This window comes from Rhodococcus ruber, from assembly GCF_016804345.1.
In the GTDB taxonomy this organism is placed as follows: Bacteria; Actinomycetota; Actinomycetes; order Mycobacteriales; family Mycobacteriaceae; genus Rhodococcus; species Rhodococcus ruber.
Genome location: NZ_CP044211.1, coordinates 3,499,236 through 3,523,546 on the forward strand (window position 1 = coordinate 3,499,236; position 24,311 = coordinate 3,523,546).

General features: G+C 72.0%; 22 protein-coding genes. 10 read left to right on the forward strand and 12 right to left on the reverse strand.

What is annotated here, in order from left to right; all coding sequences use genetic code 11:
* Nucleotides 1–132 precede the first annotated feature (132 nt).
* The 6 genes from F1734_RS16010 to F1734_RS16035 form a co-directional block, all read right to left on the reverse strand.
* Nucleotides 133–1,980 (reverse strand): peptidoglycan D,D-transpeptidase FtsI family protein, encoded by a 1,848-nt coding sequence (locus tag F1734_RS16010; RefSeq protein WP_102031188.1) that lies wholly within the window; start codon nt 1,978–1,980, stop codon nt 133–135.
* Between the two features lie 62 nt (nt 1,981–2,042).
* Nucleotides 2,043–2,675, reverse strand: a complete 633-nt coding sequence (gene ftsL, locus F1734_RS16015) for a cell division protein FtsL (RefSeq protein WP_048770980.1) — start codon at nt 2,673–2,675, stop codon at nt 2,043–2,045.
* A 137-nt stretch (nt 2,676–2,812) separates the two neighbouring features.
* Nucleotides 2,813–3,829: a 16S rRNA (cytosine(1402)-N(4))-methyltransferase RsmH gene (rsmH, locus tag F1734_RS16020; RefSeq protein WP_203010785.1), complete on the reverse strand. Its 1,017-nt coding sequence runs from the start codon at nt 3,827–3,829 to the stop codon at nt 2,813–2,815.
* A gap of 251 nt (nt 3,830–4,080) precedes the next feature.
* Nucleotides 4,081–4,512, reverse strand: a complete 432-nt coding sequence (gene mraZ, locus F1734_RS16025; protein ID WP_010594381.1) for a division/cell wall cluster transcriptional repressor MraZ — start codon at nt 4,510–4,512, stop codon at nt 4,081–4,083.
* Between the two features lie 469 nt (nt 4,513–4,981).
* Nucleotides 4,982–5,398 (reverse strand): DUF3040 domain-containing protein, encoded by a 417-nt coding sequence (locus F1734_RS16030; RefSeq protein ID WP_010594380.1) that lies wholly within the window; start codon nt 5,396–5,398, stop codon nt 4,982–4,984.
* 218 nt (nt 5,399–5,616) lie between these two features.
* Nucleotides 5,617–6,051: an SAV_6107 family HEPN domain-containing protein gene (locus F1734_RS16035; protein ID WP_043805390.1), complete on the reverse strand. Its 435-nt coding sequence runs from the start codon at nt 6,049–6,051 to the stop codon at nt 5,617–5,619.
* 316 nt (nt 6,052–6,367) lie between these two features.
* Here F1734_RS16035 and F1734_RS16040 point away from each other — a divergent pair, with 316 nt between their 5' ends.
* From F1734_RS16040 to F1734_RS16060, 5 genes are read left to right on the forward strand one after another with little or no spacing between them, the layout of a single operon-like run.
* Complete coding sequence (locus F1734_RS16040; protein ID WP_010594378.1) at nt 6,368–6,967, forward strand: GNAT family N-acetyltransferase; 600 nt, start codon at nt 6,368–6,370, stop codon at nt 6,965–6,967.
* A gap of 10 nt (nt 6,968–6,977) precedes the next feature.
* A complete protein-coding gene (locus tag F1734_RS16045; RefSeq protein ID WP_048771139.1) occupies nt 6,978–8,567 on the forward strand; it encodes a phytoene desaturase family protein in 1,590 nt (529 codons plus the stop codon).
* Nucleotides 8,564–9,370 (forward strand): carotenoid biosynthesis protein, encoded by an 807-nt coding sequence (locus tag F1734_RS16050; protein WP_010594376.1) that lies wholly within the window; start codon nt 8,564–8,566, stop codon nt 9,368–9,370. Before F1734_RS16045 ends, F1734_RS16050 begins: the two co-directional genes overlap by 4 nt.
* A 31-nt stretch (nt 9,371–9,401) precedes the next feature.
* On the forward strand, nt 9,402–10,103 hold the full coding sequence (locus tag F1734_RS16055; protein ID WP_010594375.1) for an LppM family (lipo)protein: 702 nt from the start codon (nt 9,402–9,404) through the stop codon (nt 10,101–10,103).
* Between the two features lie 3 nt (nt 10,104–10,106).
* Complete coding sequence (locus tag F1734_RS16060) at nt 10,107–11,240, forward strand: glycosyltransferase family 2 protein (RefSeq protein ID WP_140188663.1); 1,134 nt, start codon at nt 10,107–10,109, stop codon at nt 11,238–11,240.
* Nucleotides 11,241–11,292: 52 nt separating this feature from the next.
* Here F1734_RS16060 and metF read toward each other — a convergent pair whose 3' ends face one another.
* Nucleotides 11,293–12,261 carry a methylenetetrahydrofolate reductase [NAD(P)H] gene (gene metF, locus F1734_RS16065; protein ID WP_172603580.1) on the reverse strand — a complete coding sequence of 323 codons (969 nt, stop codon included), beginning with the start codon at nt 12,259–12,261 and terminating at the stop codon, nt 11,293–11,295.
* A 207-nt stretch (nt 12,262–12,468) separates the two neighbouring features.
* Between metF and F1734_RS16070 the strand changes: the two genes are divergently transcribed.
* The 4 genes from F1734_RS16070 to F1734_RS16085 all read left to right on the forward strand — a co-directional run bounded on the left by F1734_RS16070 (nt 12,469) and on the right by F1734_RS16085 (nt 17,739).
* Nucleotides 12,469–13,515, forward strand: a complete 1,047-nt coding sequence (locus F1734_RS16070) for a polyprenyl synthetase family protein (RefSeq protein ID WP_040272706.1) — start codon at nt 12,469–12,471, stop codon at nt 13,513–13,515.
* Nucleotides 13,515–15,047 (forward strand): phytoene desaturase family protein, encoded by a 1,533-nt coding sequence (gene crtI, locus F1734_RS16075; RefSeq protein WP_017681753.1) that lies wholly within the window; start codon nt 13,515–13,517, stop codon nt 15,045–15,047. Before F1734_RS16070 ends, crtI begins: the two co-directional genes overlap by 1 nt.
* A 116-nt stretch (nt 15,048–15,163) precedes the next feature.
* A complete protein-coding gene (locus tag F1734_RS16080; RefSeq protein ID WP_203010787.1) occupies nt 15,164–16,834 on the forward strand; it encodes an alpha-(1->6)-mannopyranosyltransferase A in 1,671 nt (556 codons plus the stop codon).
* Nucleotides 16,831–17,739, forward strand: coding sequence for a phytoene/squalene synthase family protein (locus F1734_RS16085; protein WP_010594368.1), 909 nt, complete (start codon nt 16,831–16,833; stop codon nt 17,737–17,739). The genes F1734_RS16080 and F1734_RS16085 overlap by 4 nt, the downstream gene beginning before the upstream one ends.
* Nucleotides 17,740–17,749: 10 nt before the next feature.
* Here the strand turns inward: F1734_RS16085 and F1734_RS16090 are convergent, their stop codons facing one another.
* Nucleotides 17,750–18,121, reverse strand: coding sequence for an Rv2175c family DNA-binding protein (locus F1734_RS16090; protein WP_026138005.1), 372 nt, complete (start codon nt 18,119–18,121; stop codon nt 17,750–17,752).
* A 218-nt stretch (nt 18,122–18,339) separates the two neighbouring features.
* On the opposite strand from F1734_RS16090, the gene pknB reads away from it, so the two are divergent.
* Nucleotides 18,340–20,340: a Stk1 family PASTA domain-containing Ser/Thr kinase gene (pknB, locus tag F1734_RS16095; RefSeq protein WP_017681751.1), complete on the forward strand. Its 2,001-nt coding sequence runs from the start codon at nt 18,340–18,342 to the stop codon at nt 20,338–20,340.
* Between the two features lie 13 nt (nt 20,341–20,353).
* On the opposite strand, the gene F1734_RS16100 is transcribed toward pknB, so the two are convergent.
* From F1734_RS16100 to F1734_RS16115, 4 genes are all read right to left on the reverse strand, one after another.
* Nucleotides 20,354–21,739, reverse strand: a complete 1,386-nt coding sequence (locus tag F1734_RS16100; RefSeq protein ID WP_010594365.1) for a class II 3-deoxy-7-phosphoheptulonate synthase — start codon at nt 21,737–21,739, stop codon at nt 20,354–20,356.
* A 90-nt stretch (nt 21,740–21,829) separates the two neighbouring features.
* Nucleotides 21,830–22,321 (reverse strand): polyadenylate-specific 3'-exoribonuclease AS, encoded by a 492-nt coding sequence (locus tag F1734_RS16105; RefSeq protein ID WP_010594364.1) that lies wholly within the window; start codon nt 22,319–22,321, stop codon nt 21,830–21,832.
* A gap of 144 nt (nt 22,322–22,465) precedes the next feature.
* A complete protein-coding gene (locus F1734_RS16110) occupies nt 22,466–23,203 on the reverse strand; it encodes a lysophospholipid acyltransferase family protein (protein WP_010594363.1) in 738 nt (245 codons plus the stop codon).
* 131 nt (nt 23,204–23,334) lie between these two features.
* Nucleotides 23,335–24,309, reverse strand: coding sequence for an ROK family protein (locus F1734_RS16115; RefSeq protein WP_010594362.1), 975 nt, complete (start codon nt 24,307–24,309; stop codon nt 23,335–23,337).
* Nucleotides 24,310–24,311: the final 2 nt, after the last annotated feature.

The following is a 24,311-nucleotide window of genomic DNA, read 5'->3' on the forward strand; positions in this document are numbered from 1 at the left end:
TGCCGTTCTTCGTACTCCCGCGGCCGCCATGTGCCCGGGCTCGACCGCGGTGTCACGGTACCGACGTGTCAGGTTACCGACGGGTGGCGGCGGCGCCGACAGGTGCTCGGCGATCGACCGCACCCGCGCGGCTCAGTCCACCTGCAGGATCAGTTTGCTGCCCGGGTCGGCCGACAGCGGCACGCCCTCGCGCTGCAGCAACCACGAGGCGATCGTGTGGAACAGCGGTGCGGCGGACTGGCCGCCACTGCCGTCGGCGCTGCGGGTGGGCGCATCGAGCATGATGCCGATCACGTAGCGGGGACGGTCGGCGGGCGCGATCCCGGCGAAGGTGATCCAGTAGTTCGAGTTCGAGTAGCACTTGCAGGCCGGGTCGACCTGCTGGGCGGTGCCGGTCTTGCCCGAGACCTGGTAGCCCTCGATCGCGGCCGGGGTACCGGTGCCGCGCTGATTGCCGGTGTCGTCCTGCACCACGGCTCGGAACATGTCGCGCACCGTGGCGGCGGTCTGCGGGCTGACCACCCGCACCGGCTCCGGCCGGGGTGTTTCGGTGCGGGTGCCGTCCGGGGCCACGACGGCGCGGACGACGCGCGGCGGGATCCGCTCGCCGTCGTTGGCGACGGCCTGGTAGATCCCGGCCATCTGCAGCAGCGTCATGGACAGACCCTGCCCGATCGGCAGGTTGGCGAACGTGCCACCGGACCACTGCTCGCGACTGGGCACGCTGCCGGCGGACTCGCCGGGCAGGCCCACGTCGGTGCGCTGCCCGAGGCCGAACAGGTCGAGCATCTGCGCGAACCGGTCCTCACCGACCCGTTCGGCGAGCATCAGAGTCCCGACGTTGGAGGATTTTCCGAACACACCGGTCGTGGTGTAGGGCACGACGCCGTGGTCCCATGCGTCCTTGACGGTGACGCCGGCCATCCGGATCGTGCCGGGCACCTGCAGCACCTCGTCCGGGGTGGTGAGCCCGTCCTCGATCGCGGCGGCGGCGGTGACGATCTTGTTCACCGATCCCGGTTCGAAGGGGGTGCTGACGGCGGGGTTGCCGAGTTCGGCGTCCTTCGGGTTGTTGCCGACCCCGATCGAGGGGTCGAACGTACCGTCGTTGGCCATGGCGACGACCTCCCCGGTCCGGGCGTCGAGCACGACGGCGGAGGCGTTCTTCGCCCCGGACAGGTCCTTGGCCCGCTGAACCTGCTGCTGCACGTAGTACTGGATGTCGGAATCGATGGTCAGCTCCACCGCGGAGCCGTCGACGGCGGGCTGCTGATCGCGCCAGCTGCCGGGGATCACCGCGCCGTCGGAGCCCCGATCGTACGTCGACGAACCATCGGTGCCGGCGAGCACGGAGTCCATGGCGTCCTCGAGGCCGAGGAGGCCGTGCCCGTCCCAGCCGGTCGCACCGACGAGATTGGCGGCGAGCGCACCGCCGGGATACAGCCGGATGTCCTGACGCTCGAGACCCACCCGGTCGTATTCGTCGACGATCGCGGTGGCAACCGCCGGATCGACGCCTCGCGCCAGATAGACGAACGTCTCGTCGCTGCGCAGCTTGTCGAGGATCTCGTCCTCGGGAGCGGCCGCGCCCAGCGCCTCGTGGATCGCGGCGGCGACGCCTTCCAGATACGCGTCGGTCTCGGGCTGGGTCGGGTCCTCGGCCCGCGCCTCGTCGAGTTCCCGCCGCACCCGCACGGGCTGGAACGTCAGCGCCTTCGCCTCCATCGTGTAGGCCAGCGGATTGCCGTTCCGGTCGGCGATGGTGCCGCGGGTGGCGGGCTCGACGAGCCGTGTCGTGCGCTGGCTGGCCGATTCGGCGGTCAACTGCGGAGCCTGGACGACCTGCACCCACAGCAGTTGTGCGGCCGCGACCCCGAGCGCCAGGAACATCACCGCGCGGCCGTACCGGTAGCGGAACCGGAACCCGGTGGTGTCGGCCCCGCCGGAGACCCGGCGGGAGCGGGCCCGCCGGACGGGCATCGGCCGGCGGGAGGGGGCGGGGCGGCCGCGGACCGGCCGGGAAGACGGTGGGGTCCCTCGCCTCACCGGCGCCCGTCCTCGGCTTGCGTCGCAGGGGTCACGGGCACCAATTGTTCCGGCTGACCGGGTGCGGCCCCGGCATTGCCGGGCGACGGCGTGGCGGACTCGGGTGCCGGGGCAGACTCGGCGGACGGCGGAGTGAGCGGGGATGTCGTCGCGGTGGGAGCCTCACCGCCGGCAGCACCGGAGGGCGCGGCGGACCGATCGGCGCCGGCCGACGGGGTCACCGGTCGCGGGTTCTCGCTGCCCGCGCTGCCCGCGAGGGGTGGAAGCTGCGCCCGGTTCCGGTCATCGGGGGACGGCGGGTTCAGCGGCGCGGCCGGAGCCCCCTCGGCGGGTGCGGGCGTTCCCACCACCCGTACCCCGCCGTCGTCCCCGACGACGAGCCGGGCGACCTCACCGGTGGGGATCATTCCGAGCTTCGCGGCCTGCATCGCCAGCACCGGCGCCGAGTTGCCGGCCTGGACGTCGCGCTGCAGGACGGCGCGCTCCTGGACGAGGCGCTGGTTGTAGTCGCGCGCGGCGCTGAGCTGGTAGGAGTCCTCCGCGGCGCGCGTGGTCAACAGGAGGGTCACGGCCATGCCGATCCCGAGGAGAGCGATGATGGTGGCCACGAACGGAATTCGCGCCGCCACACGACCGCTGCGGCGGGCCCGGGCGGGGGTCGTCGACTCCGCGGCCAGATGCGCCGTACGCCGACTGCGCCGCTGATAGGCGCGCTGGGCGGCCGTCGAACGCGCCGGACGGCGGGCAGGTGCTGCCACCTGTACGGTCATCGGTACCTCCTGGCGATTCGTTCCGCGGCACGCAGGCGCACCGGCGCCGAACGCGGGTTTGCCTCGATCTCCTGCTCCGTCGCCCGTTCCGCGCCGCGGGTAAGCACCCGCAGCTCGGGCTCGGTACCCGGAAGTTCCACCGGGAGGCCCTCGGGGCTCTTCGACTTCGTCAGCGGCGTGAGGATCTGCTTGACCACACGATCCTCGAGGGACTGGTACGACATGAACACCACCCGTCCCCCGACGGCGAGCGCATCCAGGGCGTCCGGGATCGCGGCCCGCAGCGAGTCGAGTTCGCCGTTGACCTCGACGCGCAGCGCCTGGAACGTGCGCTTGGCGGGATGCCCGCCGGTTCGGCGGGACGCGGCCGGGATGGTCCGGTAGAGCAACTCCACCAGCTCCCCGCTCGTGCGCAGCGGCCCCTTCGCCCGCTGGCGCACGATCTCCGAGGCGATCTTCCCGGCGAACCGCTCCTCCCCGTAGGTGCTGAGGATGCGGGCGAGGTCGCCGTGGCTGTAGGTGTTGAGGACGTCGGCCGCGGTCATCCCCGTGGTGGGGTCCATGCGCATGTCCAGCGGGGCGTCGCGGGAGTAGGCGAAGCCCCGCTCGGTCTCGTCGAGCTGCATCGAGGACACGCCGAGGTCGAACAGGATCGCATGGACGGATCCGACCCGATCCAGTCCGCAGGAGGCGAGGGCGTCGGCGATGCCGTCGTAACGGGTGTGCACGAACTGCGTGCGGTCGGCGTACGGTGCGAGCCGCCGGCGGGCGACGGCGAGGGCGTCGGGGTCGCGATCGAGTCCGATCAGGTGCGCCCCCGGGTAGGTGCGCAGGAAGTGCTCGGAGTGTCCGCCGAGACCGAGGGTGGCGTCCACGTAGATCGCGCCCGCACCGGCGGCTTCGAGGGCGGGGCCGAGCAACTCGTCGGCGCGGTCGAGCAGAACGGGGACATGACCGAAGCTCTCCGGACTCGCGGCCTCCGGAATCGCCGCCGCGTCCTGCCCCTCCGCCATTCTTCCTCCGGTTGTCCTGCTCGGTTCGTGGGCGATCGGATCGTGGCTTCGGTGGGGGTCGCGGCGGGGTCCGGAGACGACCGCGGCGAATGCATCGAGGTCTCTGTCCGAACTGGAAACCTGGCGTTGGGGAAGTACGTCAGGGTTCCGTTTCACGAACCTGGCACTGGGGAAGTGTGTCAGGGTCGCTGTCGGGCAGAGGCCTCGCGGCACTCGCCGCGGTGGCACTACGGTCGTTGCTGCGGTTCCGGTCACAGAATGTCGTGCAGGGCCTCGTCTCTCGCTTCGGAAAATTCTTCCTCGTGCTCGGCGAGGTACTGCTCCCACGCCGCCGCGTCCCAGATCTCCAGATGTTTGACGGCACCGATCACGACGCAGTCCTTCGTGAGTCCCGCGTACTTGCGGTGGGCCGCGGACAGGGTGATCCGGCCCTGCGCATCGGGACGTTGCTCGTCGGTTCCCGCCGCCAGGCTCCGAAGGAACGCGCGGGCCTGCGGATTACTCCGCGAGGCCGCGGCGGCACGCTCGGCCAGGGCGGCGAACTCGTCGCGCGGGAAGACGGAAAGGCTGTGGTCCTGACCCTTCGTGATCATCAGCCCTCCCGCCAGTTCGTCTCGGTACTTCGCGGGCAGCGTGAGCCGCCCCTTGTCGTCCAGCTTGGGCGTGTGGGTACCGAGGAACACTCGACACCCCCCGCCACGCCCCGGCCGGACCCTGTCCTTCGCTCGACGGAGGAACCCCTCCGCCGCGACCCACACTACCCCACTTTCCCCCACGTTCAACCGCTTACGCGCCCACGCGCGGCGCCGTTTTCCGACCGTCCGCAGTTCACGGCGGGTGGGGCGGAGTGGGTGACGACGACGAGGCCGGTGCCGCCGCGCCGCGGGAGACTCGGGCCCGCCGCGAGACGACGGACTCGGGCCCGGGAGAACACCCTGGTCGCCTCGGCCTCGACGGCCGCTCACCGGAGCCGGGCGCCGCAGTGGGGCGCGGTGGGGCACGGCGGCGAGGGGGCGGTGGGGAGAGGTGGGGGACGACGGTCGGGTGCGGTGGGGGCGGCGGGCCGCCCGCCGCCGCGCCGGGAGAAGCCGAACGGCGCGCCCCGGTTACCGGGACGCGCCGTTCATGGGAACTCGCGTGAAGTACTGCGCGCTACTCCTGCTCGAAACGCCGACGGAAGCGGTCCTCCATCCTCTTGCTGAACCCTCCGCCGGACTTGCGGCCGCCGCGGGATCTACCTTCCGCGGGACCGCGACCTGATCCGCGGGGACCGTCGCCGACGCCTGGACCGCGCTTGCCTCCGAGGAGGAGCAGGACCCCCGCGCCGAACATGACGATGAATCCGACGAGACTGATGATCGGGAACCCGCCCGGCTTCACCGGGAGGGCGACGCCCGCGATCAGCAACGCCAAACCCAGTGCGAACAACGCGCCGGCCTGGAGCCGACGCCGACTGGACGCCATCCCCATCCGGCTTCCCCGGACGGTAGAGGCGAACTTGGGATCCTCAGCATAGAGCGCGCTCTCGATCTGTTCGAGCATGCGCTGCTCGTGCTCGGAGAGTGGCACGGTACCTCCCCCGGCACTAAACGGTGGCCGCCGGATCTGCGGTCCAGATCGACGGGGGGCCGACTTTGACGGCCGCCTGGCTCAATAATACGAGTACATCCCGGCGGGGACCACCAACTGCGGATTCGAGTTCGATCACGGTTCCGAAGGACCTGCATACGAGAGGCCGACGGACCCGGCCCGGGCCGTCGAACGACCCGGGCTGCGTCGCGCATCGATCATGCGCTGCGGCGGCCGGCTCCGGAGCCGGGTTCTGCGCCCCCCGAGCGGTCGTCGGCGCCGGTCAGGTAGTCCTCGACCTCGTGGAGGAAACGGCCCACCTCGTCGTAGAAGCGGCTCGCCTCGTCGGCAGGTACGGAGCGGGTGACCCCCGCCTCGATCGCCGCGCGCGTGTCGGAACGATCGGCGAAGAAGTCGGCCCAGACCGCGAATCCCGGCTCCGCGCGCGCCATGAGCACCCACGCGTTGCGAGTGCGGGGCCGACGCGCCGGCCGGTGGACCGCCCGCAGTTCGGCCCCCGCGAGTACGGCCCCGGCCCCGCGCAGCGCGGCGAGATACGCCAGATGGAACCGCTCGGACGGCTCCGGGGTGCCGGCGGCGGCCGACAGCAACTCGTCCGCGCGGTCGAGCAGGGTTGCCGCGCGCGAGGACACCGGGCGGGCGGCGCAGTCCGGACGGCCGACGGCCCGCGGACCGGTAGCACCCGACGGTGTGGCAGCCGACGGTGTGGCAGCCGACGGTGTGGCAGCCGACGGTGTGGCAGCGGACTGTGTGGTTCGTGCCGCGGTCATCATTCCGAACACCTCCCTGCACCCCGCCGGGCACCGGCCGGGTCACGGCCCCGACGATCCGGTGATGTTCGCTTCCCTCGAACATCACCGGATCCCCGGTATCGAACATCCGTTCGACGTATTCAATATAGCTGCACCTACCGACACGCAGTCAAGGGAAGGCGGTCCAGTCCCCGTCATGAGTACGGATGCGACCCCGCGGGGCGCGGCACCGATCGTCGTCGATCTCTCCGCCGCCGAGTTCCGCGCGCGACTGCCCGAGGTGCTGCCCATCTACGTGGCCGCCATGCGATACCCGCGCGGCACCGAGTACCACCGCGCGCCCATGTGGTCCGAACACTCCGCCCGCCCGGGATGGAAGGCCGTCGCGGCGGCTCTGCCGGAGGAGCCGTCGACGCTCGTCGCGATCGCCTACGGCTATTGCGGGTCACCACACCAGTGGTGGAACCAGCAGGTGCGGACCGGGATGCGCCACGCCGGCTACCCCCCGGAGACGATCGACGCCGTCCTCGGCGACTACTTCGAACTGACCGAGCTGCACGTGCGGCCGGACGCCCAGGGTCACCGTATCGGCGAGGCGCTCCTGCGCCGGCTGCTGAGCGACCGTCCCGAGCGCACGGTGCTGCTGTCGACTCCCGAGGCACCCGGCGAGGACAACAGGGCCTGGCGGTTGTACCGGCGATTCGGGTTCCGCGACGTCGTCCGCCACTTCCGGTTCACCGGGGACGCCCGTCCCTTCGCCGTCCTGGGCCGGGACCTTCCGCTCGAAGGTCCGTAGCGTGGACAGGGTGATCGACGCGGTCGTAGTGGGTTCCGGGCACAACGCCCTGGTGAGCGCGTGCTACCTCGCCCGCGCGGGCCGGTCCGTGGAGGTGCTCGAGCGGGACACCGTACTCGGCGGCGCCGTGTCGACTGTGGAACGCTTCCCGGGGCACGCGGTCGACCGCGGTTCGTCGGCGCACGTCATGATCCGGCACACCGGCATCGTCGAGGAACTCGATCTGCCCGCGCACGGCCTGCACTATGTCGACTGCGACCCGTGGGCGTTCGCTCCCGCCCCGGCGGGCAGCGACCGCCCGGGGATCGTCTTCCATCGCGATCTCGACCGCACGTGCCGATCCGTCGAGGCCGCGTGCGGTCCACGCGAGGCCGACGCCTACCGCCGCTTCGTGACGGTGTGGGGTCCGCGCAGCGCCCGCGTGATGCGCTCGTTCTCGGCGCCGCCGACCGGCCGGCACCTGCTCTCGTCCTTCTGGGGTCTCGACACCGGCAGCGGCGGTAGCGACCTCTCCCGCCAGTTCCTCGGCACCGGCGACGCCCTCCTCGACGAGTACTTCGACGACGAACCGCTCAAAGCCGCCCTCGCCTGGTTCGGCGCCCAGTCCGGGCCCCCGATGTCCGAGCCCGGCACCGCACCCATGGTCGGCGTCGCGGCGTTGATGCACACCCTGCCGCCCGGCCGGGCGATCGGCGGGAGCGGCGCGCTGACGCAGGCCCTGGCCGCCCGTCTCGGGTCCGACGGTGGCGTCGTCGCGCTCGGCGACGCCGTCACCGAGATCCGCCGCGCCGGGGACGGCTGGGCGGTCCGCACCGATTCCGGACGGGTCGTCACCGCGCGCGCCGTGATCGCCGGTTGTCACGTGCTGACCACGTTCGATCTGCTCGAACGCGGCGGATTCGACCGCGCCCGCCTCGACGCGTGGCGGCGACGGATCCGCGTCGGTCCGGGTATCGGCATGGTGGTACGCCTGGCGACCGACGCGCTGCCCCGGTATCCGAGTGGTCCCGCCGATGCCGCCGAGACCGTGCGCGGTCTGCAGCTGCTCGTCGAGGACCGGGCCCGGCTCCGCCTCGCGCACGGCGCCGCCCTGGCGGGGGAACTGCCGCCGCGACCGGCCGTGCTGGCCATGAGTTTCACGGCGCTCGATCCGTCGATCGCCCCGCCCGGCGAACACCAGGTGACCCTGTGGTCGCAGTGGCACCCGTACCGGCTCTCCGGCGGCCGGCAGTGGTCCGCGCTGGCCGAGTCGGAGACGGATCGGATCGTCGCCGAGATGGAGCGGTTCGCGCCCGGCTTCGCCGGCTCCGTCCGGCACCGGCACATCCAGACGCCGCACGAGATCGAACGCGAACTGGGCCTGCTCGGCGGCAATGTCATGCACGTGGAGATGTCGCTGGACCAGATGTTCATGTGGCGGCCGCTGCCGGAGCTGTCCGGGCACCGGGTCCCGGGCGCCGACGGGGTCTATCTGACCGGCGCGTCCACCCACCCCGGGGGCGGGGTCTCCGGCGCGAGCGGACGCGCTGCCGCGCAGCGCGCGCTCGCCGATTCCGCGGGTGGCCCGGTGCGCCGTGCGCTGGGGCGGTGGCGTCGATGAACCGGCTTCCCGTCGTTCTCGCCGGCGGTGCCATCGCCGCGCAGATCGCCTACCCGCTGACCTCCGGCCAGGCCCGCGACCTCGTCACCGTCGCCGTGGTCACCCTCCTCGCGGCCGCCGGGCTCGCGCACGCGGCGACGCGACGCGGCCCGGTCTGGACCGCCGGATTCTTCGCGATCACGGCAGGTGTCGGCTTCGCCTCCGAGGTGGTGGGCACGGCGACCGGGTACCCGTACGGCTGCTACGCATACGCCGTCGACCGGCTCGGTCCCGCGCTGTTCGACGTGCCCCTCGTGGTGCCGCTCGCCTGGACGGCGGGGATGTACCCGGTCTGGTACGTGGCCTCGCTGCTCGCCGGGCGCGGCGGGATCTCGCGGCCGGACGGGAACCGCGAGCGGGTGACCCGCATCGCGCTCACCACGGTGGGGATGGTCGGCTGGGACCTGTACCTCGATCCGCAGATGGTCTCCGACGGTCAGTGGAGCTGGTGCAACGGCGGCGGCCTGCCCGGTCTCGAGCAGATCCCGCTCACCAACTACCTCGGCTGGATCGTCGTCGCCACGCTGATGGCCGTGGGATTGGATCTGCTCGACCGGACCGGACCGGTGCAGCCGGGCACCGACACCGTCCCACTGGTGCTGTTCCTGTGGACGTGGCTCGGGTCCGCGCTCGCCCACAGCGTCTTCCTGGGCGTACCCGAGCTGAAGTACTCGGCTCTCTACGGGGCGGCGGTCATGAGTACGCTCGGCGTCCCGCTGCTGTGGTCCCTGCGGCGACGCGCCGGGGTAGGGGCTCGCGTCTGACACGTCCCCCCGCTCCTGGCACGATGTCGCTGTGCAGCCGCCCACCTCGCCCCGCTCCCGCCGCCGGTCCCTCGCGGCGGCGGCGCTCCTGCTCCTGCTCGTCCCTGTCCTCGCCGGGTGCCTGCGGGTGCAGGCGACGATGGGGGTCTCGGCCGACGACCGTGTCTCCGGGCAGATCGTGGCCGCGACGATCCCCGCCGACGAGAACGACAAGGGACCGCAACTGACGGCTCCCGACTCGCTCGCCGGCAAGGTCCGCGTGCAGGAGTACGACCAGGACGGGTACGTCGGTAGTCAGGTGTTCTTCAGTGATCTGAGCTTCGGGGACGTGCAACAGCTGGGGTCGATGTCGGACCAGACCTCGGGCACCTTCCAGCTCGCGCTGCAGCGCGCCGGCGACCTGGTGAGCGTCAACGGCAAGGTCGACCTCGAGTCGGTACCCGTCCAGGGCACCGACGTGCAGATCACGATCGCGTTCCCGGCCCGGGTCGCGACGACCAACGGCAACCGTGACTCCGATTCGATCGTCACGTGGAAGCTGCCGGCCGGGGAGGTGAGCACGTTGCGCGCCGAGGTCCGCTACGCCGATCCGAACACCAGGGGATTCGCCGGCTGGGCAGGCATCGTCGCCGGTGTCACGACGGGTGTCGCGGCGATCATCGGAGCGCTCGCCTGGATGAACCGCAACCCCGCTCCCCCGCGGCGAGCTCGCGACGACGCGACGGCGTCGTAGGCGATGCGGGCGCTGGTCGGCGTCGTCCGTGCCGGGGCCGTCGCCGCGACACTGGGAGCCGCCGTGGCTGTCGCCAATCGCCTCACCCTGCCCAGGCTCGCCCCCGGCGCTGTCGTCGACGAACCGGTGACGGTGATCGTCCCCGCCCGCAACGAAGCCCGTCGCCTGCCCCCGCTCGTCGCGGATCTGCGCGCCCAGCGCGGTCTGCGCCGGCTGCGGGTGGTGATCTTCGACGACGACTCGGTCGACGGCACGACCGAGGCGGCCCGGCTCGCGGCCGGGGACGATCCCCGCGTCACGGTGATCCGCTCGACCGCGCCACCACCCCCCGGGTGGACGGGCAAGGCCGCGGCGTGCGCACGTGCCTACGCGGCCACCGATCCGTCCGGCGTGGTCGCCTTCGTCGACGCGGACGTGCGGTTGGCCCCGGGTGCAGTGGCGGCCGCGGTGACCGTGCTGCGCGACCGCCGGGCCCACCTGCTCACCCCGTGGCCCTTCCAGCAGGCCGGGTCCGCCGCCGAACGCCTCGTACAGCCGCTGCTGTTCTGGTCCTGGTTCGCGACGCTGCCGATCGCGGTGTCCCACCGCTCGAACCGACCGTCGATGGCGGTCTCGTGTGGTCAGTTCCTGGTGTTCGACGCGTCGGCGTACGCCGTCGTGGGCGGACACGTCGCCGTCGCGGCCAGCCCCACCGAGGACCTCGACCTCGCCCGGGCTCTGCGCCGGTCCGGACGGCGCACCATGGTGGCCGCGGCCGGCAACCTCGCGTCCTGCCGTATGTACGAGGGCGCAGCGCCGCTGCGCGCCGGATACACGCGTTGGCTGTGGTCGGCATTCGGTTCCCCCGCCGGGTCCGCGGCGGTGCTCGTCGCTGCCGCGGTGACCTACGTGCTGCCGCCCGTGGCGGTTGTTCTCGGTCCCGGACCGGCCCGGCGCTGGGGGGTCGTGGGCACCGCCGCGGCGATCGTGTCCCGGACCGTGGCCCGGGCGACCGAACGCGGCAGCCCCGACCGGTCCGACGTGGCGGCCGGCTGCACCCACCCGTTCGGGGTGTGCGCGTTCGCGGCGCTGGCGATCGACTCGCTCCGTGCGCGACGCACCGGCCGGCTCGGCTGGAAGGACAGGCCCCTGCCCTGAGTGCCCCTGCCCTGAGTGCCACTGCCCTGAGTGCCCCGCTCCGAGCGTCCGGTCAGACCGCCGTGGGCACCGCGATGCCGAGACGGGCGAGCACTTCGCGGGTGGCCCGCGCGAAGTTCAGGGTGATGAAGTGCAGGCAGGGCGCGCCCTCGGCGATGAGCCGCTCCGCCATCTCGGTGGCGACGTCGATGCCCACTTCCCGCACGGCGGCACGGTCCTCCTCCGGGCCGTTCCCGGCGGCCCGGACGAGGCGCTCTTCGAGGGTGGCCGGCAGCTTCGACCCGGACAGCTCGAGGCTGCGCCGCGCCGTGCGCAATGACGTGATCGGCATGATCTCCGGGATGATCGGTTTGGCTCCCTGCTCCGGATCGTAGGCCACGACCCGGTCCCGCAGTCGCAGGTAGTCCTCGACGTCGAAGAACATCTGGGTGATCGAGTACTCGGCGCCCGCGCGCAGCTTGTGGACGAGATACCGCGTGTCGTGCTCGAGGTCCGGGGAGCGGTGGTGCGCCTCGGGGAACGACGCCACCCCCACATGGAAGTCACCGAGGTCGCGGACCAAACGGACGAGTTCCTCCGCGTACTCGAGCCCCTGCGGATGCCGGGTCCATTCACCCAGCGGATTGCCCGGCGGGTCACCTCGCAACGCGAGGATGTTGGTGATACCGCGATCGGCGTAGGCACCGACCATGGCGCGCAGTTCGTCGATGCTGTGCCCGACGGCGGTCAGGTGCGCGACCGGCAGGAGCGTGGTTTCCTGCGCCAGCTGACCGGTGACCCGCACGGTGCGGTCCCGGGTGGAACCACCCGCTCCGTACGTCATCGACACGAAGGCCGGGCCGAGGCGTTCGAACTCGCGCACGGCGCGCCACAGGCGCGCCTCCGCGTCGGCGTCGCGCGGCGGGGAGAACTCCACCGAGAACGGGATGCGTGCGCCGCGGGGCGCACGGAGACGGTCCACCACCGACGGCGTACGGGATTCTCCACCGCCGACCGGCCCGCTGTCGGAATCGAATGTCACCCGACCAGCATAGGGGCACGTCGGAGCGGGCCGAACCGGGGCAAGCCCCCCGGCCGCCGGATAGGCTGGGCGCGGGTGGACTCGGCGCGTTTCGTCGCGCGATCGGGCCGCACCCGCCGTCGCCCGACGGGCCGCTCCACACACGACCAGGAGGACGCCCTGTTCACCGGATCCGAACCCGTGCCCACCGCCTTGTTCCCCGATCTCGTGGAGGGCGCCCTGCGCGACTTCTTCGTCTCGCGGATCGATCTCGTCGAGCCGATCGGCGGTGGCTATCCCGAGGCCGTGACGGCACTCGAGTCCTTCGTGCTGCGCGGCGGCAAGCGGGTGCGTCCGGCGTTCGCGTGGAACGGCTGGATCGGCGCCGGCGGCGATCCGTCCGGTCTCGACGCACCCGCCGTGCTGCGGGCCTGTTCGGCACTCGAACTGGTGCAGGCCTGCGCCCTGGTCCACGACGACATCATCGATGCGTCCACCACCCGTCGTGGCTTCCCGACCGTGCACGTCGAATTCGCCGAGCAGCACCGCGCATCGGGCTGGCGGGGCCGGCCCGAGCAGTTCGGTACCGCCGTGGCCATCCTCCTCGGTGACCTCGCTCTGGCCTGGGCCGACGACATGGTCCGGGAGGCCGGATTGGATTCGGCCACGACCGCGCGGATCGCACCGGTGTGGTCGGCGATGCGCACCGAGGTCCTCGGCGGGCAGTTCCTCGACATCGCGGGCGAGGTGTCCGCCGACGAGTCCGTGCCCGCTGCGATGCGTGTCAACCGGTTCAAGACCGCCGCGTACACGATCGAGCGGCCCTTGCATCTCGGCGCCGCGCTCGCCGGCGCCGACGACGCGCTGATCACCGCCTACCGGGAGTTCGGCACCGATATCGGGCTCGCCTTCCAGCTTCGCGACGACCTGCTCGGCGTGTTCGGGGATCCGGAGGTCACGGGCAAGCCGTCCGGTGACGACCTGCGGTCGGGCAAGCGGACGGTGTTGTACGCGCTGGCCCTGGAATCCGCCGACGCCCGGGATCCCGAGGCCGCCCGGCTGCTGCGCGAGAGTATCGGTTCGGACCTGTCCGACGCGGACGTCGAGAGGTTGCGGACGGTCATCACCGAGCTCGGAGCCGTGGACCGGGTGGAGCGGCGCATCGCCGCGCTCACCGACGCCGCGCTGGCGACGCTCGACGGCTCGGGCGCGACGGACGAGGGCAAGGCCCGCCTGCGGGCGGCGGCGCTCGACGCGACGCGGCGGGCCGCCTGATGCGCACCGTGACGGGCGCCGAGCGCGTGGTCGTCGTCGGCGCCGGCCTGGCCGGGCTCTCGACGGCGCTGTACCTGCTCGGCGCCGGCCGCAAGGTGACCGTCCTCGAACGCGAGGCGACCGTCGGCGGCCGGGTGGGGGTGCACACCGGACCCGGTTACGAGATCGACAACGGCGCCACCGTGCTCACCATGCCGGAACTCATCGCCGACGCCTTGGCGGCGGTCGGCGCCGACTTCGAGTCCGTCACCCCGGCGGTACGGCTGCGCCGGCTCGCCCCGGCGTACCACGCCCGGTTCGCCGACGGCACGACCCTCGACGTGCACACCGATCCGGACGCGATGGTCGCCGAGATCACCCGGGTGTGCGGGGCCGAGGAGGCGCAACGCTACCTTCGGCTGCGCTCCTGGCTCGCGGAGATCTTCGACGCCGAGTTCGACCGGTTCATGGCCGGGAACTTCGACTCCCCCCTCGACCTGGTCGCCTCCCCCGCGGCGGTGCGGGACCTGGCGACGCTGCTCCGGCTGGGAGGGTTCGGCCGGCTCGGGGCCCAGGTGAACCGCCGGATCACCGACCCGCGGTTGCGCCGCGTGTTCACTTTCCAGGCGCTGTACGCGGGCGTCGCACCCGCCCGGGCCCTGGCGGTGTACGGCGCCATCGCCCACATGGACACCTCCCTCGGCGTGTATGCGGTGGAGGGTGGCATGCGGGTGCTGGCCCGCGCGATGGCCGACGCGATCGTCGCTGCCGGCGGGGACCTGCGCCTCGGCACCGAGGTCACGGGTCTCGACTTCGACGGCCGCACGGCTACCGCCGTGCGCACCGCCTCGGGGGAACGCGTGCTGTGCGATGCCGTGGTGCTGAGCCCGGACCTGCCGGTCGTGGACAGGCTGCTGCCGCCACGTCGGCGGCGCCGCGTGCTCGCGTCACCGTCGGCCGTGGTGCTGCACGGGAGCGTGCCGTCCGCCGTTGCCGCGCGTTGGCCTGCGACCCACCACCACACCATCGACTTCGGGGCGTCGTGGGAGGAGACGTTCGCCGAGATCAGCGCGGGACGCGGCCGCGGCCGGCTCATGAGCGACCCGTCGCTGCTGATCACCCGGCCGGCGTTGAGCGACCCGGGTCAGGGCTTCGTCCGCGACGGCGTCCGGCACGAGCCGTTGTCGGTGCTCGCGCCGTGCCCCAACCTGGACAGCGCCCCGTACGACTGGTCCGCTCTGGCCGACCCGTACGCCGCCGAACTGCTGACCGTCCTCGGCCGGCGCGGATACGACGGCGTCGCCGACGAGTTCCGCATCGACCACATCGACACCCCGGCCACCTGGCAGGCCCGGGGCATGCTGGAAGGCAGCCCGTTCTCCGGGGCGCACGTCTTCCGGCAGACCGGCCCGTTCCGGCGGCGGAACCTGGATCCGCGCCATCCCAACGTCGTGCTCGCGGGCTCCGGGACCGTGCCGGGGGTCGGCGTGCCGACGGTCGTTCTGTCGGGCCGGCTCGCGGCCGAGCGGCTCGGGGTCCGCACCTCGCGGTGAGTGGTGGACCGCGGACGGTGGCGGCTGAACTAAACTGTCACCTCGTTCACCTGTCCGCCCGCGCCGCGCCCGGGCCCCGCACCGTCCACGACTTCCCGGGGGAGGAACTCGCAACCATGTCGTCCCCTGCCCCTTCCGACGCTGCTCCACAGCATCCGTCCGGACCGCAGCGTCCCCCGGAACAGCAGCGTCCCCCGGAACAGCAGCGTCCCCCGGAACAGCAGCGTTCCCCGGAACAGCAGCGCCCGCCGGAACAGCAGCCTGCCGCCTCGCGGCCCGCGCGGAGCGGACCGGGCGACTTCCTGCGGAGCCCGGCCGGCAATGCGGGCCTCCTGGGCGCCCTCGGCGCCGCCTTCGTCACGTTCGGCGGCTTCGGGGCGGGCAGCGTCCGGCGGCAGGACCCGCTGCTCGAAGAGCTGTACCTGTCCTGGTTGCGGTTCGGGCACGGCCTGCTGCTCTCGACGATCCTGATCTGGGCCGGCGTCCTGCTGATGATCGCGGCCTGGGTGCGGCTGGGCCGGAGCACACTCTCCGGGCACGTGACCCTGCGCGAGCTGTGGACGGTGCTGCCGATGTGGGTGGCGCCGCTGTTGGTGGCGCCGCCGATGTTCAGCCGCGACGCCTACTCCTACCTCGCCCAGGGGGCGATGCTGCGCGACGGCTTCGACCCGTACCTCGACGGTCCGGTCGTCAACCCGGGTGTGCTGCTCGACAACGTGAGCAACGTGTGGAAGACGACCACCACCCCGTACGGTCCGGTGCATCTGCTGCTCGGCGCGGGCATCACGTCGCTGACCGGCGACGATGTCGTCACCGGTACCTGGTTGCTGCGGCTGACGATGCTGCCGGGGCTGGTGCTCACCGCGTGGGCCGTGCCGAAGCTCGCACGCCGGCTCGGCGGCAACCCCCGCATCGCCCTGTGGCTTGCGGTGCTCAACCCCCTGATCCTGATCCACCTCATCGGCGGTGTGCACAACGAGATGCTGATGGTCGGGTTCATGATCGCCGGCATCGTGCTCGTACTCGAGGGCCGACACGTCGGCGGCATCGCCCTCGTGTCCGTCGGCGCCGCGGTCAAGGCATCGGCGGGAATCGCGCTGCCCTTCCTGGTGTGGATCTGGATTCTGCACGAGCGGGACCGGGCGCGGGCGCAGGGCCGCGAACCGGCATCGCCGATCGTGCTGTTCGGGAAGACCGCAGGCGCGGGGTTGCTGGTGTTCGCGGCCGTGTTCGGGGCGGCCTCGGCGCTCGCAGGAGTCGGCATCGGCTGGCTGACGGCCTTGTCCGGCTCGTCGAAGATCATCAACTGGCTGTCGCTGCCGACGATCATGGCGCACGCGGTCACGTGGTTCACGCCGTGGCAGCTGGGCTCGATCCTGGATGTCACCCGCATGCTCTGCGCCGTCGCGTTGCTGGTGATCATGGTGGTGACGTGGTGGCGGTTCCGGCGCACCGAGCGCGATGCGGTGCTCGGCATCGTGATCACGCTGACCGCGATCACGATGCTCTCGCCGGCCGCCCTGCCGTGGTACTACTCGTGGCCGCTCGCGGTGGCCGCGGGCTTCGCCCTGTCGACGACCACATTGGCGGTGCTCGTGGGCCTGTCGACCTGGCTGATGCTGATCTTCAACCCCGACGGCTCGATCGGCATGTACAACCTCGCCCATGTGCTCCTGGCTGTGGTCGCCTCGGTGATCGCCACCGCGTCGCTGCGTACCGTCGACCCGTTGCGGCTGCGCGCGCGACGGGAACCGCCCGTCCCCACCGTCCGCCCGGATCCGAGGTGACCGTGCCCGAGACCGACGCAGGATTCCGCTATTGCGAGGAACTGGCGGCCACACACGGCCGGACGTACTATCTCGCCACTCGTCTCCTGCCCCGGCCGCGGCGGTCGGCGGTCCACGCCCTCTACGGCTTCGCTCGTCTCGTCGACGACATCGTCGACGTGACCGCCGTCGACGACCCGGCCGCCGCTGCCCTGCAGGTGACCGAAACGGAGCGCCGGCTGCACGCCGCGCTCGCGGGCGACCCCGGACCGGCGGACGCGACCGGTCTGGTGGTCGGGGCGCTGGCCGAGACCATCCGGCGTTACGACCTGCCTCTGGAGTACTTCGAGGCGTTCGTCCGGTCGATGCGGATGGACATTCCCGGCACCCCCGAGTTCCGCCCGCGCTACGACGACATGCCGCAGCTGCGGGAGTACATGTACGGTTCGGCGGCGGTCATCGGGCTGCAGCTGCTGCCCGTGTTCGAGGTGGCCGACATCGACGCGGCTGCACCCTACGCCGCGGCGCTCGGAGAAGCCTTCCAGCTCACGAACTTCATCCGGGACGTGGGCGAGGACCTCGACCGGGGACGTACCTACCTGCCGGCCGACACGTGGGCCGCCTTCGGGGTCGATGTCGCGCTGCTCGAGCACGGTCGGCGGACCGGCGGGACCCCGGATCCGCGGGTGCGCCGGGCACTGGCCCACTTCGTGGCGCTCACGCGCGCGGAGTACCGGCGCGCCGAGCCCGGTCTGGCGCTGCTGCCGGACCGGATCCGGCCCGGCATCCGCACCGCCTTCGCGTTGTACGGCGGAATCCTCGACGAGGTCGAGCGCAGCGGTTACCGCGTCCTGGACGAGCGCGCCGTGGTCCCCGGCCGGCGCCGTGCGCGGGTTGCGCTGACCCAGCTGGCCCGCCTGCGCTGAACGCCCGGAGTCAGAAGCCGAGTGCCTGCGCCCGGCGCATGACCTCCCGCCTCGCGTGGGTGTGCATCGCCGCGGCCGGAGAGCCGCCCGTGAGCGTGTCGTCGTCCCGGAACATCCAGTTCAGGATCTCGTCGTCCCGGAATCCTCCGTCGTGCAGCACCGCGATGAGACCGGGGATGCCCGTGAGGATCTGACCGTCGTCGTCGAAGAATGCCGCAGGCACCGCCAGCACGCCGTCCCGCTTGATCGCCAGGAGTTGGCGGTCACGCAGCAGCTGGTGGACCCGGGTGATCACCAGACCGAGCTGCTTCGCCACGTCGACCAGTTGGAGCACGGGTACGGAGCGGTCGAGGACGTCTTCGCTGTAAGGGATAGCACTCACGCTGCCAACGTTATCGGGTCCACGGCGGCGGGCCGTCAACGGCCGGTACGGGTGGCCACCGCGGCGAGCCGCGCAGGTGTCACCGCGGCGAGCCGCGCTCGGGCGACCGGACGGTTCGTGCGCTGGCTACGATCGACAGAGGCGAACCCGGCGGTCTTCCCCGTCGTACGCCGCACCTGACGCAGCAAGACGACGGCACGGACACGGGGGTACACCGGGTGAGCTCTGGAGGCGACCGCCTGATCGGCACGGTGCTCGAACGGCGCTACCGCATCGAGGCACCGATCGCCCGCGGCGGCATGTCCATCGTGTACCGAGGCACGGACCTGCGACTCGACCGTCCGGTGGCGGTGAAGGTCATGGATCCGCAGTTCGCGGCCGATCCCCAGTTCCTGGCGCGGTTCGAGTTCGAGGCGCGCTCGGTGGCGCGGTTGACCCATCCGGGTCTGGTTGCGGTGTACGACCAGGGACAGGACGGGGACCACGTCTTCCTGGTGATGGAACTGGTCGAGGGCGGCACGCTGCGTGAACTGCTGCGCGAGCGGGGCCCGATGCCCCCGCACGCGGCGGCGGCCGTCGCGGCGCCGGTGCTGGGGGCGCTCGCCGTGGCGCACCGCGCCGGCCTGGTGCACCGTGACGTCAAGCCGGAGAATGTGCTGATCTCCGATGCCGGGGAGGTGAAGATCGCCGATTTCGGCCTGGTGCGTGCGGTCGCCGCGGCAACGACGACGTCGCGCAGTGTCATCCTGGGGACCGCCGCATATCTGTCGCCGGAACAGGTGACCACGGGTACCGCGGACGCACGCAGCGACGTGTACGCGACCGGGATTCTGCTGTTCGAGATGCTGACCGGACGCACCCCGTTCACCGGCGACACGTCGCTGTCGGTGGCCTACCAGCGGGTCGATCGGGACGTCCCGGACCCCGGCGCCCTCATCGACGGGGTCCCGGAGCAGTTCGACGAGCTGGTCCGGCACGCCACCGAACGAGAGCCCGGTGAGCGGTTCCCGGATGCCGGGGCGATGGCCGCCGCGCTGAGCGAGGTCTGCGATGCCCTGGCGTTGCCCCGCTACCGGGTGCCCGCTCCGCAGCGGTCCGCGCAGCATCGTTCGGCCGCCGCGGAACCGGCGACGGCTACGGTGGTTCCCGCGCCACCGACCGTGGCCGTGCGCGCAGCGGCACCGCCGTCGCGACCGTTGCCCCCTCCGGCGGCTCCGGGTCTCGCCGCCCAGCTCTCCCCCGCCGGTCCGCAGCACACCAAGGTCGTCACCCAGCAACACCCGCGTGCCGAGACCTCGGGGCTCCGGGCCGAGCCGGCCGATTTCGCCGCCGAGCGCCGACGGAACCGGCGGACGACGCTGCTGTGGCTACTGGCGATCCTGGTCCTGGCGCTGGCCGTCGGCTTCGGCGGATGGTGGCTCGGGTCCGGGCGGATGACCACCGTCCCGAGCGTGCTCGGGGCCGATCGGGACACCGCGCTCGCGGCCCTGCAGGCCGCAGACGTGACCCCCGAGGTACGGGGGGAGTACTCCGACGACGCCTCCGTCGACACCGTGCTCGGCACCGACCCGGAGGCCGGCAGCCGGGTCGCCCGGGGCGACGAGGTCGTGCTGCTCGTCTCGCTGGGCCGGCCGACCGTGCCCACGATCGTCGGTGACGGCGACCGCGACGTCATCGAACAGGAACTGCGTAACCGGACCTTCGTCCCGGTGGACGGTGGCTCGGCCTACAGCACCGCCGTCGAGGAGGGCGGGGTCGCCGCGCTCGACCCGGCACCCGGCACAGTCCTTCCGGTGGGGGCGGAAGTCGCGGTGATCGTCAGCAAGGGGTCACCGCCGGTGGATGTGCCCGACGTCGCGGGCCGCACCGTCGACGAGGCCCGGCGGGCCCTGGACACGGTGGGACTCACGGTGCGCGAGTCGCGGGAGGTGTTCGACGCGGACGTCGATGCGGGACGAGTCGTCGGCACCGATCCGGCGATCGGGAACCGGGTCAACGCCGGCGGCAGCGTCACGCTGCTGGTGTCGAATGCCGTGAAGGTGCCCTCACTGCTGGGCCGCACGGTCGCCGCGGCGCGCGACGAACTCGGCCGGCTCGGTCTGGACGTCGAGGTGCGCCAGTTCGCGGGCTCCGACCGCTCGGTGGTGATCGGTCAGAGCCCGGGGGCGGGCGACCGGGTCGAGCCGGGCGGCACGGTGACCCTCACCGCCCTGCCCTGAGACCCTGCCGGAGTCAGCCGCGGAGCATCTCCGCGACCAGGAACGCCAGCTCCAGCGACTGCTGCGTGTTCAGGCGGGGATCGCACGCCGTCTCGTAGCGGCCGTGCAGGTCGATGTCGGAGATGTCCTGCGCGCCGCCGAGGCACTCGGTGACGTCCTCGCCGGTGAGTTCGATGTGGATGCCGCCCGGGTGCGTGCCGAGTGCGTTGTGCACCTCGAAGAAGCCTTGCACCTCGTCGACGATCCGGTCGAAGTGCCGGGTCTTGTACCCCGTGGACGCCTCGTGCGTGTTGCCGTGCATCGGGTCGCACTGCCAGATGACCTGACGTCCGGTCGCCTGCACCTTCGCGATGATCGCAGGTAGCAGATCGCGCACCTTCGCGTGCCCCATCCGGGAGATGAGGGTCAACCGGCCCGGCTTGTTGGTGGGATCGAGCCGCTCGACGTACTCAGCCGCCATCTCGGGCGTGGTGCTCGGACCGATCTTCAGGCCGATCGGGTTCGCGAGTAGCTCGGCGAAGGCGATGTGGGCGCCGTCGAGCTGCCGGGTACGGTCACCGATCCACAGGAAGTGCGCGGACAGGTCGTACAGCCGCGGGTGCCCGTCGGTGTTGTCGAGCCGCAGCATTGCCCGCTCGTAGTCGAGGACCAGCGCCTCGTGGCTGGCGTAGATGGTGGCGGCCTTCAGATTGGGGTCGACGACGCCGCACGCGTCCATGAAACGCAGGCCGCGGTCGATCTCGGAGGCGAGGGCCTCGTACCGCGCACCGGCCGGCGACGAGGCGACGAACTCCCGGTTCCAGTCGTGCACCCGGTGCAGGTCCGCCTCGCCGGCGGCGGTGATGGCCCGGACCAGGTTCATCGCGGCGCTGGCGTTGGCGTAGGCACGGATGAGCCGGGACGGATCGTGTGCGCGCACGGCCGCGTCGGCGACGAGGGAGTTGATCATGTCGCCCCGGTACGACTGCAGCCCGAGCGCATCGATGTCCGACGATCGCGGTTTGGCGTACTGCCCGGCGATCCGTGCGACCTTCACGACCGGCAGCGACGCGCCGTAGGTCAGCACGACGGCCATCTGCAGCAGCGTGCGGATGTTGGCCTTGATGTGCGGCTCGGTGTTGTCGGCGAAGGTCTCGGCGCAGTCGCCGCCCTGGAGCAGGAAGGCTTCGCCGCGCGCGACCGCGGCGAGGTGGTTCTGCAGCTCCTCGACCTCGCGGGCCACGGTGATCGGTGGCACGCTCTCGAGCACGGTGCGCATCGCCGACGCCTGGTCCTCGGGCCAGCTCGGCTGCTGCAGGGCGGGCTTGGCCAGGGCCGCGTCCAGCCGTTCGCGCAGCTCGTCGGGGAGCGGCGGAAGGGTCGGCAAGCGGTCGATCGGCACATCGACAGTCCAGTTCACACCATCAGGATATGGCCCCGGCGCGACGACGGATACGCACCCCCGGGTAGGTCGACGCCACACCCCGCGCGCCGACCTCGGCACGGGGCCTCAGCGGCGTCGCCGGGCGGCCTCGATGGCCTCGAACTTGGCGAGGTTGTGACGCGCGTCGGCGAGGGCGTCGTGATTGTCGTCGGGTACGGCCGGAAGCGGCGGCCTGCCGTGCTGTTCCCAGTGCTGGCGCAACTCGCGGGTGAACTTGGGCAGCGCGTCGGGCAGTTCCGGCATCGTGCCCCAGAGCTGGACGAGCGCGACGTGATCGTAGGCCCCGAGCCAGGCCCACAGTTCGGGCTGGATGCCCGGCCGGGGGATCAGGAAGGACAGCAGGTCGTCGCGGATGCGGGTCCGGGACCTCCAGGCGGGGTGCGCGGGGGGCGGAAGCTTCGGCAGCACATTCCGGCGTACCCACGGCCCGGCCCGCTCGGGATCGAATTCGGTCGACACCGCATAGAACTCGCGCCCGTCCTCGCAGGCGACACCGATCGACACGAGCTCGATGGTGCGACCATCCTCGATGAACTCGCAGTCGTAGAAGTAACGCACGTGCGCACATTATGCCCGGCCACGGCCGGGGCGGTGCCGCCGGCGCCCGGTCACAGTCGGGGCGGTGCCGCCGGCGCCCGGTCACGGCCGGGGCGGTGCCGCCGGCGCCCGGTCACGGCCGGGACGGTGCCGCCGGCGCCGGCGTCAGCCGGCCTGCGTGTCGGGCAGGCGGTCCGCGTCGGCGGCTGCGGACGCCGCATCCTCCTCGGCGGGCCGGTTCTTGAGGGTGGCGGCGTAGATGTCGACGTACTGCTGGTCCGACAGGCGCATCAGCGCGTACATCACCTCGTCGGTGACGGTGCGCTCGACGAATCGGTTGCCGCTCATGCCTTCGAAGCGGGAGAAGTCGATCGGTTCACCGATCCGGACCGTCACCTTGGCCGGCTTCCACATCTTCGACCCGATGGGGTTCATCTCGTCGGTGCCGATCATCGCCACGGGGATCACTTTGACGCCGGTCTGCAGGGCGAGCCGGGCGATGCCGGTCTTGCCCTTGTACAGGCGCCCGTCCGGCGACCGGGTGCCTTCCGGGTAGATGCCGAGCAGCTTGCCCTGGGAGAGGACGCGGACACCGGCGTTGAGGGCGTCCTGCGCCGCATCCGCCCCGGTGCGGTCGATCGGGACCTGACCGACCGCGGAGAAGAACCAACGTTGGAACCGGCCCTTGAATCCGGTGCCGGTGAAGTACTCGCTCTTGGCGAGGAAGGTGATGCGCCGCCGCACCACGAGCGGAAGGAAGAAGGAGTCGAGGACGGCTTTGTGGTTACTGGCGAGGATCGCGGGGCCGTCGGTCGGAATGTTCTCCGCACCTTCGATTTTCGGCCGCCCCATGAGCCACAGCAGCGGCCCCAGCAGGACGTACTTGAATAGCCAATACCACATGGCGTCCTTCCCCGTCTCCGAAACGCGCAGGCAGACCGTGCCTGCCGATCGACTCTACGACGGCGAGGTGTTGCCGTGCACACCGTGGCATGCCGGGGTCCCGCCTCACACCGACGGACGTGACGAGCATCTCACTCGCTCGGTCCGTTTCGTCCGGACCGGTGCCGGGCGAGGTCGGCCGCGCCCACCAGGCCGGCGGCGTCGCCGAGGTGTGCGGCACGGACCCGCGCGAGCGGCCGGTGGCCCCGGCCGGTCAGGGCCGCCGCGTAGTGTCCGCGGGCGTCGTCGAGGAACAGGGACGCCGACTCCGACACTCCGCCGGCGACCACCACCAGTTCCGGGTCGAAGAGGTCGGCGACCATGGCCAGGCCGAGTCCGAGCCAGCGGGCGAATTCCCCCATCGCCGCGACGGCGAGCGGGTCGCCGTCCTGCGCGGCTCCGGCGATCCGTCGTCCGGTCAGCGCGCCGGGATCCGCCGCGACGTCGCGGGTGAGCTGGGAGGAGCGGTCCGGACCTGCTGCGAGCAGCTCGATCGCCGTGTCGACCAGCGCGGTGCCACTGCAGTACCGCTCCCAGCAGCCGCGCTTCCCGCACGCGCAGGCGCGCCCGTCGGGAACCACCTGCAGGTGCCCGAGTTCCGGGGCGATGCCGTGCGCACCCCGGAACAGCACACCGTCGAGCAGCAGGGCGGCGCCGATCCCGGTGCCGACGGCGACCAGCACGGTCGTCCGGACACCCGCGGCGGCACCGAACCGGTACTCGGCCCACGCGGCGGCGTTGGCGTCGTGCTCGAGAACCACCGGCAGGCCGATCCGCGCGCTCATCCGCTCCGCCACGGGCACATCCGCCCACGGGAGGTGCGGGGCGTAGCGGACGACGCGACGGTCGGCGGTGAGGAACCCGGCGACGGCGAGACCGACGGCGGTGACCTCGTTGCGGCCCGCCAGGAGGGCGACGGTGCGGTCGAGGGCGCCGTCGAGGGCACGGGCCGAGTGCGGGGTCGGCGCCCGGACGGTGTCGACGACGGTGCCGGTACCGTCGACGACGGCCGCGCGGATGCTGGTGCCGCCCACGTCGATTCCGATCGTGAGTCGATCCGTGCTCACGG

Bases quoted from the DNA above. Each gene is read 5' to 3' on its own strand.
- F1734_RS16060 (WP_140188663.1), top strand. From the start codon at position 10,107: ATGCGGGCGCTGGTCGGCGTCGTCCGTGCCGGGGCCGTCGCCGCGACA.
- F1734_RS16040 (WP_010594378.1), top strand. From the start codon at position 6,368: ATGAGTACGGATGCGACCCCGCGGGGCGCGGCACCGATCGTCGTCGAT.
- F1734_RS16010 (WP_102031188.1), bottom strand. From the start codon at position 1,980: ATGCCCGTCCGGCGGGCCCGCTCCCGCCGGGTCTCCGGCGGGGCCGAC.
- F1734_RS16080 (WP_203010787.1), top strand. From the start codon at position 15,164: ATGTCGTCCCCTGCCCCTTCCGACGCTGCTCCACAGCATCCGTCCGGA.
- crtI (WP_017681753.1), top strand. From the start codon at position 13,515: ATGCGCACCGTGACGGGCGCCGAGCGCGTGGTCGTCGTCGGCGCCGGC.
- F1734_RS16050 (WP_010594376.1), top strand. From the start codon at position 8,564: ATGAACCGGCTTCCCGTCGTTCTCGCCGGCGGTGCCATCGCCGCGCAG.
- F1734_RS16110 (WP_010594363.1), bottom strand. From the start codon at position 23,203: ATGTGGTATTGGCTATTCAAGTACGTCCTGCTGGGGCCGCTGCTGTGG.
- rsmH (WP_203010785.1), bottom strand. From the start codon at position 3,829: ATGGCGGAGGGGCAGGACGCGGCGGCGATTCCGGAGGCCGCGAGTCCG.